General features: G+C 75.2%; 10 protein-coding genes. 5 read left to right on the forward strand and 5 right to left on the reverse strand.

The genetic code is table 11. From position 1 onward, the window contains the following. Positions 1–5 precede the first annotated feature (5 nt). The 3 genes from AB0I21_RS33990 to AB0I21_RS34000 are packed head-to-tail and all read left to right on the forward strand — an operon-like array spanning position 6 to position 2,673. The gene (locus AB0I21_RS33990; RefSeq protein WP_360567403.1) at positions 6–1,184 is read left to right on the forward strand and encodes a HAMP domain-containing sensor histidine kinase; all 1,179 of its coding nucleotides are present in this window, start codon (positions 6–8) and stop codon (positions 1,182–1,184) included. Positions 1,185–1,219: 35 nt separating this feature from the next. Continuing rightward, a complete protein-coding gene (locus AB0I21_RS33995; RefSeq protein ID WP_360567321.1) occupies positions 1,220–1,789 on the forward strand; it encodes an NADAR family protein in 570 nt (189 codons plus the stop codon). Next, on the forward strand, positions 1,786–2,673 hold the full coding sequence (locus tag AB0I21_RS34000) for a hypothetical protein (protein ID WP_360567322.1): 888 nt from the start codon (positions 1,786–1,788) through the stop codon (positions 2,671–2,673). The genes AB0I21_RS33995 and AB0I21_RS34000 overlap by 4 nt, the downstream gene beginning before the upstream one ends. 63 nt (positions 2,674–2,736) lie before the next feature. On the opposite strand, the gene AB0I21_RS34005 is transcribed toward AB0I21_RS34000, so the two are convergent. From AB0I21_RS34005 to hrpB, 3 genes are all read right to left on the reverse strand, one after another. Then, positions 2,737–4,857: an MMPL family transporter gene (locus AB0I21_RS34005; RefSeq protein WP_360567323.1), complete on the reverse strand. Its 2,121-nt coding sequence runs from the start codon at positions 4,855–4,857 to the stop codon at positions 2,737–2,739. A gap of 85 nt (positions 4,858–4,942) precedes the next feature. Next, on the reverse strand, positions 4,943–6,235 hold the full coding sequence (locus AB0I21_RS34010; protein WP_360567325.1) for a DUF1254 domain-containing protein: 1,293 nt from the start codon (positions 6,233–6,235) through the stop codon (positions 4,943–4,945). Positions 6,236–6,420: 185 nt separating this feature from the next. Next, the gene (hrpB, locus tag AB0I21_RS34015; RefSeq protein ID WP_360567326.1) at positions 6,421–8,952 is read right to left on the reverse strand and encodes an ATP-dependent helicase HrpB; all 2,532 of its coding nucleotides are present in this window, start codon (positions 8,950–8,952) and stop codon (positions 6,421–6,423) included. Positions 8,953–9,075: 123 nt separating this feature from the next. Here hrpB and AB0I21_RS34020 point away from each other — a divergent pair, with 123 nt between their 5' ends. Further along, complete coding sequence (locus AB0I21_RS34020) at positions 9,076–10,056, forward strand: hypothetical protein (RefSeq protein WP_360567328.1); 981 nt, start codon at positions 9,076–9,078, stop codon at positions 10,054–10,056. Here the strand turns inward: AB0I21_RS34020 and AB0I21_RS34025 are convergent. Next, positions 10,044–13,694 (reverse strand): BTAD domain-containing putative transcriptional regulator, encoded by a 3,651-nt coding sequence (locus tag AB0I21_RS34025; RefSeq protein ID WP_360567330.1) that lies wholly within the window; start codon positions 13,692–13,694, stop codon positions 10,044–10,046. The genes AB0I21_RS34020 and AB0I21_RS34025 overlap by 13 nt on opposite strands. A gap of 105 nt (positions 13,695–13,799) precedes the next feature. Here AB0I21_RS34025 and AB0I21_RS34030 point away from each other — a divergent pair, with 105 nt between their 5' ends. Beyond that, positions 13,800–14,462, forward strand: a complete 663-nt coding sequence (locus AB0I21_RS34030; RefSeq protein ID WP_360567331.1) for a hemerythrin domain-containing protein — start codon at positions 13,800–13,802, stop codon at positions 14,460–14,462. Between the two features lie 8 nt (positions 14,463–14,470). Here the strand turns inward: AB0I21_RS34030 and AB0I21_RS34035 are convergent, their stop codons facing one another. Then, positions 14,471–14,950 carry a hypothetical protein gene (locus tag AB0I21_RS34035; protein WP_360567332.1) on the reverse strand — a complete coding sequence of 160 codons (480 nt, stop codon included), beginning with the start codon at positions 14,948–14,950 and terminating at the stop codon, positions 14,471–14,473. Positions 14,951–15,016: the final 66 nt, after the last annotated feature.

Here is a 15,016-nt window from a genome sequence, read left to right on the forward strand (position 1 = left end):
GGCTGATGAACAGGCTGACGATCCGGGCGCGGCTCACGCTGGTGTACGGCGGGCTGTTCCTCCTCGCCGGGCTGCTGCTGCTCGGGGTCACGTACGTCCTGCTGTACCAGCGGCTCAGCGGCAACGCGATCATCAGCGGGACCGTCAGCGGGTTGCCCCCGGGTGTCGCCGCGCCGCCGCCGGACGGGCAGCTGTTCGTCCGGCAGATCAGGGACGACATCACCACCGACGCCCGGCAGACGCTGATCGTCCAGGGCGGCATCGCGCTCGCCGTCATCGCGGCCGCGGCGACCGCGTTCGGCTGGCTGATCGCCGGGCGGCTGCTCCAGCCGCTGCACCAGGTGACCGCCACCGCCCGCCGGATCGCCAACGCCCCCGACCGCGGGCTGCACGAGCGGATCGCGCTGCCCGGCCCGCACGACGAGGTCAAGGAGCTCGCCGACACGTTCGACCTGATGCTGGCCCGGCTCGACCACGCGTTCGACGGGCAGCGGCGGTTCATCGCCAACGCGTCCCACGAGCTGCGGACCCCGCTGACGCTCAACCGGACGCTCCTGGAGGTCGCGGTCGACCCCGAGGACGCCTCCCCGGAGCTGCGGCAGCTCGGCAGGACGCTGCTGGCCGTCAACGCCCGGCACGAGCAGCTCATCGACGGGCTGCTGCTGCTCGCCAGGTCGGAGCGGGAGGTGACCGACCGGTCGTTCGTCGACCTCGCCGACATCGTCGAGCACGTCACGGCGCAACTGTCACGCCCTTCCGGCAGCTCCCGGCTGCCACCGGGCAGGGCCGCCGTGGACAGCGCACCGCAGGAGGCCCCGACGACCGGCAACGCCGTGCTGCTCGAACGGCTCGTCCACAACCTGGTCGAGAACGGGGTCCGGCACAACCTGCCCGACGGCGGCTGGGTCCACGTCAGCTGCGGCACCCGCCCCGACGGGACAGTCGCGCTGACCGTCAGCAACACGGGTCCGGTCGTGCCGCGGTACGAGATCCCGCGCCTCTTCGAACCGTTCCGGCGGCTCGGACCCGAGCGGGTCGCGGCCGGCGTGCCCGGCGCCGGGCTCGGCCTGTCGATCGTCGGCGCCGTCGCCCGCGCCCACGGCGGGCGGGTGCGGGCCGAGCCGCGGGAGGGTGGCGGGCTGGTCGTCACGGTGATCTTGCCCGTCGCACCGCCGGATTCCTGACATAACGGGTTGCTTTCGTCCGGCAGACTCGGATCATGCCAGTTCCGACCGACCCACCGGCCAGCACCGCCGAGCTCATCGCGCTGATGTCGACCGGCGCGCGGGTCCGCTTCCTGCACTTCTGGGGGCACCAGCCCAACCGCGACGGTTCCGTCGGGCCGGGCTGCCTGAGCCAGTGGTGGCCGGCCGAGTTCCAGGTCGGCGGCGTGCGGTACGCGTCCGCCGAGCACTACATGATGTGGTCGAAGGCCACCCTGTTCGGCGACGCCGCCACCGCGGCGAAGGTGCTGAAGGCCGGACACCCGAACGACGCGAAGACCCTCGGCCGCGAGGTCCGCGGCTTCGACGAGACCATCTGGAAGCGGGAGCGCTTCGACATCGTCGTCAACGGCAGCGTGGGGAAGTTCGGCCAGCACGAGGACCTGCGCGCGTTCCTGCTCGGCACCGGCGACCGGATCCTGGTCGAGGCGAGCCCCGTGGACCGGGTCTGGGGCATCGGGCTGAGCGCCCAGGACGCCTCCGCCGACGAGCCGGCCCTGTGGCGCGGCCTCAACCTGCTCGGCTTCGCCCTCATGCGGGCCCGCACGATCCTGGCGGCGGCATGACGTCGCTGAAGAAGCAGTCCCGCGAGCCGGAGCCGCTTCCCGACTGGCTGGCGTGGCCGGTGCGGGTGGTCGCGGTCGTCGTGGTCGTGCCGTTCAAGCTGCTGTGGGAGCTGCTCGTCGCGATCCGCAGGTATGTCCTGGAGCCGATCCCCCGGCTCGTCCACCGGTACGTCCTGCGCCCGATCGGCATCGCGATCGACTACGTCCTGCTCCGGCCGCTCGCCTGGGTGTGGCGCACCCTGATCTGGATCCCGCTGGTCTGGGTGCTGCGCAACCTCGTGGCGACGCCCCTCGCGTGGCTCATCGAGCACGTGGTCGCGCCCGCGCTGCAGGCACTCTGGGACGCGACCGTGTGGCTGGCGAAGCGCACCCGCCTGTTCTGGGTCTACCTCGGCAAGGGCGTCTACTACGTCCTCTGGGCCCTGGTCCAGGGGGTCCGGTGGACCGGGATCGGGCTGTACCGCTACGTCCTGCGCCCCATCGGCATCGCGATCGCGTGGCTGGCCGAGACCGGGTACCGCTACGGCATCCGCCCGCTGGGCATCGCCATCGCCTGGCTCGCGGTCGCGCTGTGGCGCTACGTGCTGAGGCCGGTCGGCCTCGCGGTCGCGTTCGTCGTCGGCGTCATCGGCTACTACGGGTTCCGGCCGGCGGGCCTGCTCATCGCCTGGCTCTGGCGCAACCTCGTCGTGCCGATCGGGCGCGGGATCGCGTGGGCCTGGAACCACTCGGTCGTTTTGCTGTGGAAGTACCTCGTGGTGGCCCCGGTCCGGTGGGTCTGGCAGTCGGTCGTCGCCCCGACCGGCCGGTGGATCCGCGATGCGGTCCTCCGGCCGGTGGGGCAGACGGTCGGGCGGGTCCTCGCCGCCCTCGGGCTGCGCTGAGGCGCCGCGCTGAGGCGCCGCGCTGTCGCCGCCCTGGGGGCAGCCCCGGGGCGGCGCTGGGGCTTACGCCACGGGTGCGAGCTCTCGCTCCTCGGCGGCCTCGACCTTCACGTGCGGCAGGAGGCGGTCCAGCCACGCGGGCAGCCACCAGTTGGCGCGGCCGAGCAGCGACATCGTCGCCGGGACCAGGACCAGTCGGACCAGGGTCGCGTCGACGAGGACGGCCGCGGCCATGCCGACGCCGATCATCTTGACCGTCACGTCGGGGTCGAGGGCGAACCCGATGAACACCGCCACCATGATGGCCGCCGCGCCGCTGATGACCCGGCCGGTCGCGGACAGGCCGCGGACCACGCTGCCCTGCGCGTCGCCGGTCGCCAGCCAGTCCTCGCGGACCCGGGACAGCAGGAACACCTCGTAGTCCATCGACAGCCCGAACAGGACGGTGAAGAGCAGGATCGGCACCCAGCTCGACACCGGCACCGAGTGCGGCAGCCCGACCGCCTTCGCGCCGGCGTCGGTCTGGAAGACGGCGGTCATCACGCCGTACGCCGCGGCGACCGACAGCAGGTTCATGACGGCGGCCTTGACGGCCACGACCGGCGCCCGGAACAGGACGGTGAGCAGCAGCAGCGATAGCGCCACCACGAACGCGACCACGATCCACAGCCGGTCGGAGAGCCGGTCGGAGATGTCGGCGAACACCGCGACGAGCCCCGTGACGAGCGCGCCGTCGGGCAGGACGTCGGCACGGAGACGGTTGAGCAGCTCGGTGGTCCGCTCGTCCTGCGGTCCGGTCGTGGGCTCGACGAGGATGACGGCGGCGTCGGCGGTACGGGCGGCCGGCGCCACCAGCGCCACACCCGGCACGGCGCGCAGGGCGGCGACGAGACCGTCGACGTCCGGCACCTTGGCCGTGTCGACGGCGATGACGAGCGGGCCGTTGGCTCCGGCGCCGAACTCGGCGGAGGTCAGGTCGTAGGCCTGCCGGGTCGTGTTGGAGGTCGGCTGGCTGCCGGCGTCCTGCGGCCAGGTGCGCATGCCGAGGACCGGCGCGGACAGCACACCGAGGACCAGCAGCGACGCCAGGGCCGCGACGACGGGCCGGCGCCCGACGAGCGCCGCCCACCGCGCCGTGAGCCCGGGCCGCGCCACCGTGTTCCGCGCCGCCGTGTCCCCCGCCGAGGCGGTGCCCTTGCGGACCGCGCGGGGCAGGACCCGGTGGCCCGCCAGGCCGCACAGCGCCGGCACGAGGGTGATCGAGGCGAGCATGACGGCGCCGACGGCGGCGAACGTGGCGTAGCCGAACGACGAGTAGACCGGCAGCGTCGCCAGCCTCAGGCCGAACAGCGACACCAGCACGGTGAGCCCGGCGACGATGACCGACGCGCCCGCGGTCGCGTTCGCCGCGGCGGCCGCCTCCCGCGGGCTCAGCCCCGCCCGCAGCCCTTCGACGTGCCGGGCGACGAGCAGCAGCGCGTAGTCGATGCCGACGCCGAGCCCGACCATGGTCGCGATCGTGGGGGCGGTGCCGCTGATGTCGGTGACCTTCGCGAGCAGCGCGATGATGGCGCTGGCGACGCCGAGCCCGCTGATCGCCACGATCAGCGGCAGGCCGGCCGCGATGACCGAGCCGAGCGCGAAGACCAGGATGAACAGCGCGGCGACGATGCCGACGGCCTCGGCGGTGCCGGACGGCGCGGAGATGTTCTCGGCGACCTGGCCGCCGAACTCGACCTGCAGGCCCTCGCGGACGAGCGGCTCGGCGGCGGTCCGCAGCGCGTCCATGCCGGCGGTGCCTTCGAAGTCGGTGACCGGGATGGTGTACCGGACGGCGATGAGCGCGGTGTCGCCGTCGGCCGACATGCGCGGCTGCGACACGTCCCCGGCGCTCGGCATCGCGGCGAGCCGGGTGCGGAGCCCCTCCAGGGTCGCGGGGTCCACCTTGCCCTTGCCGTGGACCACGACGCGGGCGTCGGTGCCGGCCAGCTCCGGCAGGTGCTTGCGCAGGAACTCGGTGCCCGCCTGCGACTCGGTGCCGGGCACGTTGTAGTCGTCGTGCGGGGTGCCGCCGAAGCCGGCGGACAGCGCGGTGAACGCGACGAGCACGATCACCCACGCGCCGATGATGCGCCAGGGATGGGCGGCGGCCGCTCCTCCGAGCCGGCCGAGCAAGCGGGACATATGTGGTGCCTCCAAATCGTCTGAATCAGCAGCGACACCATCCCGGGTGCCACTTACAGCCGACTTGGAGGTGACTAGGACAGCACTAGAGCCGCATGACCGGCGGCGGCTGGAACGCACCGGACAGGACGGCCTGGCTCGGCTCGTACACCCGCAGCACCGGCCGGAAGCCTCCCTCCGGCGCCGGCAGCCAGTTGGCGACGTCGTCGGGCCGCTCGTGCTGGATGCGGATGGTGAGCGAGCCGTCGGCCTCGGGCCGCAGCCCCGGTGTGTCCGTGCCGATCGCGCGGCGGTCCAGGGGGTTCGGCACCGGGAAGGAGCCGGGCGCGTCGTACATGGACAACGACCACCCGGCCTCGGCCGGCGGCGGCTCGGGGAAGCGGAGCTCGTAGCGGTGGGCGCCGCTGAGCCGGACGCCGGCCGCGTCCTTGTGCACGGTCGGCGCGACCGACTCGTAGGCGTGGTTGCCCCACAGGCCGGTCCGCGCCGCGACGGCCCGCATCACGTGCGCCTCGTCGCGGTCCGGCATCGTCCACTCCGGCGTGTCCATCGTGCCGACCTCGAAGAAGTCGAGGTTGAAGTCGAACATGTGCAGGTCGTTGGTCCAGCCGTTGACGAGTTCGGCGTGCCGGGTCGTCGCCTCCTCCTCCAGCTGGTCGCGGGCCGCTTCGAGCCCGTCGCGCAGCGTCTCGCGCAGCTCGCGCGGCGCGCCCGCGTACGGCGACGTGCCCGGCTCCAGCAGCCCGATCGCCGCGAACCTGCGCTGGTAGCGCCGCTCCGCCGGCGACGGGGGGAACGCCGCGAGGGCCCGCCGCAGCGTCTCGAAGAACACCAGGTCCTCCGGGACGCCCGCCTGCGGGTGGGGCAGCCCGTCGAGCGGGACCTGCGGGTACATCGGCTCGATCCGCAGCGCGTCCTGCAGCGCGTGCACGGCGGTCGCGTCGTCGGCACCGCCGCAGGCGAACCGCCCGATGAGCGTCGTCACCATCGTCGGGATCCTGATGACCTGGGCGCCGGGGGCCTCCCGTCCGGCCCACCCGGGCGGGACGAGCAGGAACTCGCGCTCGCCGCCGCCGGTGGACCGCCGGCCGACGTACGCGAAGTTGTCCGTCCACGCGTCGACGAACTGCAGCACGTGGTACCGGTCGCCGGTGTCGGGGACGCGCAGCCACAGCGGCCCGCCGGACAGGTCGAGCCGCGCCGTCGAGTGCAGCAGGTCCGGGTTGGCGTTGGCCCGGTCGTCGAAGCGCCGCTGATGCCTGAACGTGTTGTCCGCGCCACCCTCCCGCTCCACGGCGGCGAGGCTGGTCAGCAGCGGGTAGCCGTACTGGAACGCCTCGGCGGCCAGCGTGGTCAGGTCCATCGCGCGGAAGTCCATGCGTCCCTCCCGGAATTGGATCGCCTCCTCTGGACTCCAGCCTGCCCGCCGGCCGTGACGCCGGTGGGTGAGTCGCCGGGTGGCTTCACCCGCATGGGTTCGCGCGGCCTCGGTTGGCTTCACCCGCGCGGGGTCCCGCGCCCGCCGGTGCTTCCTTTGCGCGGGCTGGTGCGTCTGGCCGAGGTTCACTTGCGCGGGTTGGTGCGTCTGGTCGGGGTGGCGGTGGCCGGGTCCTCGGGCCATGGGTGGCGCGGGTACCGGCCCCGCAGCTCGGCCCGGACCTGCGGATATCCGGTGCGCCAGAAGGACGCCAGGTCGCGGGTGACGGCGGTCGGACGCCCCGCGGGCGACAGCAGGTGCAGCAGGACCGCCACCCGGCCGTCGCCGATGCGTGGGGTCTCCAGCCAGCCGAACGCCTCCTGGACCTTCACCGCGAGGACCGGCGCCTCGGGGTCGCTGTAGTCGAGCCTGACGAGCGAGCCGCTCGGCACCGGCAGCCGCTCGGGCGCGAGCTCGTCGAGCCGGGCCGCCGCGGGCCACGGCAGCATGGCCCGGAGCGTCGTCCCGGGGTCGACCGCGGAGAGCTTCGTGACCCGGCTCAGGTCGGTGTGCGCGATGACGGCGGCGTCGCTGACGTCGGGCCACGGCGGGCCGAGGGCGCGGTGGCAGAAGTCCATCCGCTGCCGCAGCTGGGCCGCCTCCTTCGTCCAGCGCAGCCCCTGCTTGGCGAGCGCCTCGCGGAGCGCCCGCTCGACCAGCTCCCGCGGCGGGTCCTTCAGCTCGCGCCGCCGCAGCGTGATCGCGCCGAGCCGCTCCTGGCGCTCCGCGCCTTCCGCCGTCACCTCGTCCACCGTGGACAGCAGCGCGGCGCCGGCCTCGCGGGCGGTGTCCTCGTCGATCGCGGCGGCGAGCCGGACCCTCGCGGAGGCGCTGCCGGGCTGCCGGTCGGCGACGGCGACCGCGAGCCACGGGTGCCCCGTCAGCGCCGACCCCTGTGCCAGGGCCGCCTCGGTCCCGCCCGCCATCAGGTACGCGCCGCCGCGCAGCCGGGCGAGCCGCTCCGGGTGGGCGAGCCCGACGATCAGCCCCGCGACCAGGTCGTCGGGCATCGTCACGGGCGCCCCATCCCCTCCGGCGGCACGCCGCCGGCCGCCGTCCTGGTCGGCGCGCTGCCGGTCGTCGGCGGCGGGCTGCCGGCCTTCAGTGGCGGCGCGCTGCTGATCGACGGCGGCGGGCTGCCGGTCTTCGGTAGCGGTGCGCTGCGGGGCGTCGGGGGCGGCGCTGCGCTGCAGGCGGTCGGCCTCGGCGCGCCAGCGGGGGTCCCGGGCGTCGCGGAGGTGGCGCCAGGCGGCAGCGAGGTCGTCGCCCCTGGCGAGGGTGTCGTCGGCGAGGATCGCGACCACCTCGGCCGCCTTCCGCGCCCCCACCGCCGGCGCGCCGTCCAGCAGCGCCCGCGCCAGCCGCGGATGCGCGCCGACGCGCGACATGCGGTGCCCGCGCGGCGTCGCCCGCCCCGCGTCGTCCACCGCGCCGAGCGCCCGCAGCGTCGCCTGCGCCACCCGCATCGCCGCGTCCGGCGGTGTGTCCGGCAGGGCGAGACCCACCCCGCCCGGGTGCCCCCAGCAGGCGAGCGCGAGGGCGAACGCGCTCAGCTCCGCCACGGCCACCTCGGGCTCGGGCTGCGCCGGCAGCCGCTCGTCGTCCAGTTGCGACCAGCAGCGGTACACGACGCCGGGCCCCTCCCGTCCGGCCCGCCCGGCGCGCTGGACGGTGGAGGCCTTCGCCGCCCGTACCGTGGCGAGAGAACCCAGACCGCGAGCATGATCCGTCCGTGGGACCCGCGCCAACCCGGCGTCGACCACGACCCGCACTCCCGGCACCGTCAGGCTGCTCTCCGCCACCGCCGTCGCGAGCACGACCCGGCGCCGGTCGCCGGCCCTGATCGCCGCGTCCTGCGCCGCCGCCGGCAGCCGGCCGTGCAGGACGTCCGTGGGCAGGTCGGCGAGCTTGCCGCGCACCGAAGCGATCTCCGCCGCGCCCGGCAGGAACACCAGCAGGTCCCCGGCCGTCTCCCGCCACGCCCTGCGCACCACCGCCGCCACGTGGTCCAGGAACGCCGGGTCGACCTTGAGCCCGTGCGGCGGCCTGACCGGCCGCTCCGGCGGGCACCACACCACCGCCACCTCGTGCGGCGACCCCTCCGCCGCGACGACACCCGCCTCCAGCAGCTCCGCGAGCCGCTGCGTGTCGGCCGTCGCGGACGTCGCCAGCAGCCGCAGCTCCGGCCGCAGCGTCTGCCTGCTCTCCACCAGGAACCCGAGCGCCAGATCCGTGTCCAGGTGCCGCTCATGACACTCGTCGATCATCACGGTCCCCACCCCCGCCAGCTCCGGGTCCGCGAGGAGCCGCTGCACGAGCAGCCCGGTCGTGACGACCTCGACCCGCGTCCCGGGCCCGACCCTGCGGTCGCCGCGGACGCTGTACCCCACGCTCTGCCCGACCCGCTCGCCCCGCAGCTCGGCCATCCTGCGCGCCGCCGCCCGCGCCGCGATCCGCCGCGGCTCCGCCACCACCACCCTGCCCTCGAACGCCCCCGCGAGGACCCCCGGCACCAGCGTCGTCTTCCCACTCCCCGGCGGCGCCACCAGCACCCCGGCCCCACCCCCGAGCACGGAGACCACATCCCCGAGCACCCGCTCCACCGCCAGCTCACCCACGCCCCCACTCCTACCCCATCCCGGCCGCGACCCGTGGCCGGGGGCCGGTCATGGGCGGAAGGTGACGGTGGGGAGCGACTTTCGGCGGTAGGCGGGGCGGTGGCGGGCCGGTGGACTGGAGGCATGGGAGCGTTCATCCGCAAGGTGGCGCCGGTGGCCGGGCTGCTCGTGCTGGCGCCGTTCGTCGGGGAGTACCTGCTGGGCAACATCTCGGTGCGGGAGCTGGCCGCGCTGCCGTTCCTGGTGCCGATGTACGGCGCCGGCGCGCTGCTCATCAGGGAGGTGGTGCGGCGGGCCGGGTTCGGGTGGCCGGCGGTGCTGCTGCTCGGGGCGGCGTACGGGGTGATCGAGGCGGGGCTGGCGGACCAGTCGATGTTCAACCCGGCGTTCGAGGGGCACGACTTCCAGTCGGTGACACCCGTGCCGGCGCTGGGGATCAGCGCGCTGCACTCGCTGGCGTTCGTCGTCGGACACGCGGTGTGGAGCATCACCCTGCCGATCGCGCTGGTGGAGCACCTGACGCCCGGCCGGCGCCGCACCCCGTGGCTCGGACCGGTGGGGCTGGTGGTGACGGCGCTGGCGTACCTCGGCGGGCTCTGGATCATCTTCAAGGAGCTGCACGACTCGTCGGGGTTCCTCGCCACGCCGGCGCAGCTGACCGGGGCGGCCGTGGTGGCGGCGTTGCTGGTGGTGGCCGCGTTCCTGACCCGCCGGCCGGGACCGCGCGGCGCGGGCGGGTGGGTGCCGAAGGCGTGGCTGGCCGGGGCCGGTGGCTTCGTGCTGTCGGGGGCGTTCGTGGCGGTGCCGGAGAGCTGGGCCGGGGTCGGGATCGGTGTGGCACTGCTCGGGCTCGCCGCCGTCGTCGTCTCCCGGCTCGCGCGGAGCCCACGGTGGACGCACGGGCGGCACATCGCGCTCGTCGGCGGGGTGCTGCTGACGTACGCGTGGCTCGGCTTCGTCCTGACCTGGCTGGTGCGGCCCGACGACCAGGTCCGGTGGTGGGGCAACGCCGGGTTCGCGCTGGCCGCGGTCGCGCTCCTGACCTGGTGCGGACGGGTCCAGCGCAAGCCCAGCGCAGACTCGGGGCAGGTTCAGCGCGGGTGAGCGCGGAGCGCCGACAGGGCGGCCTCCGCGTCGGCGACCCAGTGGGCGGCGCCCCACGTGGCGGCGACGTCCCGCGACAGCTGGAAGTGCTCCGCCGCCCGGTCGTGATCGCCGAGGAGCTCGAACAGCCGGCCGAGGGTGTACGCGACCGGGCGCATCGCGATCGAGGTGCTGCTCACCCCGGCGATCTGCGTGCGGACCGGCAGCAGCGCCTCGATGACGGCGGGCGCCAGGTCGGTGCGGCCGAGCGCGACGACGGCCAGCCCCCGCACCGCCAGGAACGCGGACTGGAAGTAGTCGGGCCGGTGCCGGTGCTCGCCGACCGCGACGGCCCGCGCCTCGTCCGGCCGGCCCGCCTCCACGAGCGCCAGGGCGAGGGCGTCGTCGGCGATCGGGCCGAGCGCCTCCCGCGTCGCGCGGGTCTGCGCCAGGTACTCCCGGAAACGGCCCTGGCTGATGAGCAGGCTCGCGGTGGCGAGGAAGTGGAACCCGTCGGCGTGCAGCGACCCCTGCCGGCGCATGTGTTCGAGCGCCTCGTCGTAGAGCCGCTGCGCCTCGGCGTAGTCGCCGGCGACGTGCGCGAGCATGGCCCGGGCGCTGAGGATGATCGCCTGGGGCTCCGGCAGCTGGTACGCCGTGGCGAGCACCCCCTGCCGCGCGATCCGGTCCCGCACCCCGGCGGCGTCGTTGCCGGCGGCGGCGCAGTTGGCGAGGATCTGCTCGGCGGTCCACTCGTAGGCGACCATGTCGTGCGCCCTGGCGAGCTCCGCCAGCCGCGCGCCGACCTCGGCCCGCTCGCCGGCCTCCAGGTCGAAGCGCATCGTCCTGGCCCGGGCGGACAGCCCGAGCGCCCGCACGGCCGGGTCGGGCAGGGCCGCGGCGAGCTCGAAGGCCTCCAGGCCGGCCGCCGGGCCGCGCGGGTCGTCCTCGCCGTCGAGCTCGGCGGTGAACGCGTCGAGCAGCCGCACCCTGGTCGCCGGGTCCAGGTCGGGCTTGCGCAGCAGGCGGCTCAGCAGGCCGACGACCCGGTGGTCGATCACGCCGTACGGGCGGATCTGCCACGGCGTCGGCACGTTCCACGCGGTGAACGCCGCGATCAGCAGGTCCTCGCGCCCGCCGGAGACGGCGATGTCCAGCGCGCGGTCGCGGGTCTGCCGGGCCTGCCCCACCGCGCCCGCCCGCGCCTGCGCCCGCAGCAGCCGGCCGAGGAGGTCGATGCGCAGCTGGTCGCGGTCCCCGGCGACGGCCTCCACGGTCTGCACCGCGCCTTCGAGCAGCTCGATCGCGGCGTCGTACGCATAGCGCCGCTCGGCCAGCTCCGCCGCCCGCACCGCGTAGTCGACGGCGAGCGCCGCGGTGTCCGACGAGGCGGCCCGCGCGTAGTGGTATGCCAGCGCGGGGTAGTCGTCGGGGCGCAGCTGCCTGGTGCACGCGGCGACCTTCGCGTGCATGCGGGTGCGGCGCAGCTGCGACAGGTCCGTGTACATCGTGTCCCGGACCAGCCCGTGCACGAACCTGACCCGCCCCGGCGCCGGCTCCGTCAGCAGGCCCGCGATGAGCCCGGCCTCGAGCGCGTCGAGCACGGCGCCCTCGTCGGTGTCGGCGGCCCCGACGAGGGTCTCCACGTCGGCCTCCCGCCCGACGACCGCGGCGAGGCGCAGCACCGCGACGGCCGGCTGCGGCAGCCGCGACAACCGTCGGCGCAGCACGTCGCGTACCCCTTCCGGCACCTCGGACGTGGCGACGAGCGCGCCTTCGGAGGCGAGCAGCCGCGCGGACTCCCGGACGTAGAACGGGTTGCCGCCGGTGCGTTCGGCGAGGGCCGCGACGGTGCCGGCGTCGGCGTCGGCGAACGCGCCGACGAGCCGCTGCACGTCGGCGGGCCCGAGCCCGTCGAGGTGGACGCGCAGCGGCGACCGCCGGGCGAGCGCCGCCAGGGTCTCGGCGAGCCGCTCCCTGTTGTCGGCGGGCCGCAGCGCGGCGACGATGAGCACCGGCGCGTCGGTGAGCTCGGCGACGCTGGCGAGCAGCAGCAGCGTCTCGGCGTCGGCGGCGTGCAGGTCGTCCAGGACGATGGCCACGGGCCCGCGGGCGGCGGCCCGCCGCAGCCACGCGCGCACGGACCGGTGCAGGCGGAACCGGCCGCCGGCCACGTCGCTGACCTCGCCCGGGATCGCCGGGGGCCGGTCGGCGTCCTCGAGCAGCGGCGCGAGCGCCGGCGCGAGGTCGTCGGGCGGCACCTCGCCGGCGAGCCCGCGCAGCGCCTCGACCCAGGCCCACGCCGGTGGCGCGCCGTCGACCTCGGGGCACCTGCCGACCGCGACGAGCCAGCCGCCGTCGAGCAGCTCCTGCCGGAACCGGGCGAGCACACTGGTCTTGCCGACCCCGGCCTCGCCGCTGAGCAGCACGATCCGCGGACCGCCGGCGACCGCCTCGGCGGCGACTCCGGCGAGCGTCGCCAGCTCCTGTCCCCGCCCGACGAACACCTCGTCCTGCCCGGCTCCACGCGCCTGCGGTGGCGTCGTCCGCTCGTGTACGGCGCTGCCGCCGGCGCGTTCGCCCGCCTCCGCCCGCCACCCGCCGGCCCTCGCGTGGTGCTCCTGGCCCGCCACCCGGGGGTGGTGCTCCTGGCCCGCCACCCGGGCGGCGGGCGATCGGTCCGGCGGCGCCGCGCCCTGCCCGCGGTGCGCAACGCCCGCCGGTCCCGCACTCTCCGCGGGCCACCCATCGGCGCCGCCGGAGCCGGGCCGCGCGCCGTGCCCGCCGGAGCCGAATCGTGGGTCAGGCCCGCCGGGTTGCGGGTGCGGGGCGGGCGCGGCGGTCGCCGGTACATCGGCCCGGACGCTGCCCGCGGAGCCGGGCGCGGGGCGCAGGCTGTCGAGGACCTCGACGCGCTGGCCGAGGATCGCGGACTCCAGCTCCACCAGCGCGGGGCCCGGGTCCAGGCCCAGCTCGTCGGCGAGGACGGCGCGGGCGCGGCGCAGCGCGGCGAGGGCGTCGGCCTGCCGGCCGGTGCTCCACAGAGCGAGGGCGAGCAGCCGCCACCCCTCCTCCCGCAGCGGCGCCTGCCGGGTCAGCAGCTCCGCCTCCGGGACCGCCTCGGCGGCGCCGCCGGTCCGCAGCGCCACGTCCAGCAGCAGCTCCCGGGCGACCAGGCGGAGCTCTTCGAGGCGCGCCGCCTCCGGCTGCGCCCAGGGCTCCTCGGCGAACTCGGCGTACGCGCCGCCCTGCCACAGCTCCAACCCGGCCCGCAGCAGCAGCCGAGCCCGGCCGGGCTCGGCGGTGTGCGCGGCGCGCGCCTCGGCGAGAAGGGCCTCGAAGCGCCACGCGTCGACGGCGTCGGGCGGCACCCGGATCGCGTAGCCGGGCGGCGCGCTGATCAGCAGCCGGGCCGGCGCGCGGCGTTCGCGGGCAGGTTCGAGGACGCGGCGGAGGTTGGAGACATACGCCTGCAGGGACGCGATCGCCCGCGGCGGCGCCTCCCCGCGCCACAGGTCGTCGATCATCCGGTCGACGGAGACGACGTCGCCGCCGGCGGACAGCAGGAGCGCGAGCACGGCGCGCTGGCGGGGGCCGCCGAGGTCGGCCGCACCGCCGCTGACGTCGACCGCGAACGGCCCGAGCACCCGCATCAGCATGACGCGGGCCATCGTAGCCGTCCCCAAGCGTGTTCCAAGACCGCTACAAGACAGTCCCCGCACCTTGAACGCACCACTGAAACCCGCGTTCTAGGAGTTACCGATATGACCACCACCGTTGAGCGTCCCTGGGTCCAGGAGATGGTCGTCGTGCACCGCGTGTTCCGGCGCGAGTCGCGGCTGATGCCCCAGCTCGTCCGCAACGTCCGGCCCGGCGACGTGGAGCGCGCCAGGTTCCTGGGGTCGATGTTCCGCGAGTACGACGCCGGCCTGCACTCCCACCACACGGGCGAGGACGCGATGCTGTGGCCGAAGCTGCTCGCCCGCGTCGACCTGGACGCGGACCTGGTGCTGCGGATGGAGCAGCAGCACGAGGTCGTCGCCGCCGGGCTCCGCGAGGCGATGGCCCTGCTCGCCGCGTGGGAGGCCGACGCGTCGGCGCCGGCCCGGGACGCGCTCGCCGACGCCATGGACCGGCACCGCCAGGACCTGCTCGTGCACCTCGACGAGGAGGAGCACTCGGTGCTGCCGCTGGTGTCGGAGCACATCACCGTGGCGGAGTGGGCGGCGCTCGGCGAGGAGGCCCGGTCGCACACGCCGAAGGACAAGCTGCTCTTCATGCTCGGCGCGCTGCTGGAGGACGCCACGCCCGAGGAGACGAGCCGCTTCCTGTCGCACCTGCCCATGCCGGCCCGGGTGCTGTGGCACACGGTGGGCCGCCGCCAGTACGAGAAGCAGATGCGCAAGGTCCGCGCAGGGCTCAGCTAGGTGCTCGGCTAATTGGAGGTGTAGCCGGGGACGTCCTGGGAGCCGTCGGCGCTCTCGACGCGGTCGACCTCGCCGTCGAAGTCGTCGTCGTGGTAGATCAGGTCGATCTTGCCGTCGTGGTCCTGGTCGTAGGCGACCTGGTCGATGAGGCCGTCGTCGTTGGTGTCCCACATGGCGATGTCGGTGACGCCGTCGTGGTTCTCGTCGGCGACCAGCACGTCGGCCACGCCGTCGCCGTCGCTGTCGTAGCTCGCGGTCTGCAGCCCCTCGGTGGACGGCGGCGCCTGCGACCCGGCGGCGGCTGCGGCGGAGTCGGAGTCGGACTCCTCGGTGCCGGGGTCGGCCGTGGTCTCGCTCGCGGGGCTGAGGCCGGCCTGCACCCCGTGCTCCTCGCCGAAGACCGCGTGCGGGTCGGCGAAGTCGGACACGCCGAGGTCACCCGGGTCGAAGTCGACGCCGAAGTCGGACTGCAGGCCGAAGTCACTCATGCCTGTCACCTTTCCAGCACCGGCGAACCCGGCGCCACCCGGGACACGTGCGGGTCGGTATGAGAA

The sequence above is a fragment of the Dactylosporangium sp. NPDC050588 genome (genome assembly GCF_040654975.1).
GTDB classification, from domain to species: Bacteria; Actinomycetota; Actinomycetes; order Mycobacteriales; family Micromonosporaceae; genus Dactylosporangium; species Dactylosporangium maewongense.

Bases quoted from the DNA above. Each gene is read 5' to 3' on its own strand.
- AB0I21_RS33990 (WP_360567403.1), top strand. From the start codon at position 6: ATGAACAGGCTGACGATCCGGGCGCGGCTCACGCTGGTGTACGGCGGG.
- AB0I21_RS33995 (WP_360567321.1), top strand. From the start codon at position 1,220: ATGCCAGTTCCGACCGACCCACCGGCCAGCACCGCCGAGCTCATCGCG.
- AB0I21_RS34000 (WP_360567322.1), top strand. From the start codon at position 1,786: ATGACGTCGCTGAAGAAGCAGTCCCGCGAGCCGGAGCCGCTTCCCGAC.
- AB0I21_RS34005 (WP_360567323.1), bottom strand. From the start codon at position 4,857: ATGTCCCGCTTGCTCGGCCGGCTCGGAGGAGCGGCCGCCGCCCATCCC.
- AB0I21_RS34010 (WP_360567325.1), bottom strand. From the start codon at position 6,235: ATGGACTTCCGCGCGATGGACCTGACCACGCTGGCCGCCGAGGCGTTC.
- AB0I21_RS34020 (WP_360567328.1), top strand. From the start codon at position 9,076: ATGGGAGCGTTCATCCGCAAGGTGGCGCCGGTGGCCGGGCTGCTCGTG.
- AB0I21_RS34025 (WP_360567330.1), bottom strand. From the start codon at position 13,694: ATGCTGATGCGGGTGCTCGGGCCGTTCGCGGTCGACGTCAGCGGCGGT.
- AB0I21_RS34030 (WP_360567331.1), top strand. From the start codon at position 13,800: ATGACCACCACCGTTGAGCGTCCCTGGGTCCAGGAGATGGTCGTCGTG.
- AB0I21_RS34035 (WP_360567332.1), bottom strand. From the start codon at position 14,950: ATGAGTGACTTCGGCCTGCAGTCCGACTTCGGCGTCGACTTCGACCCG.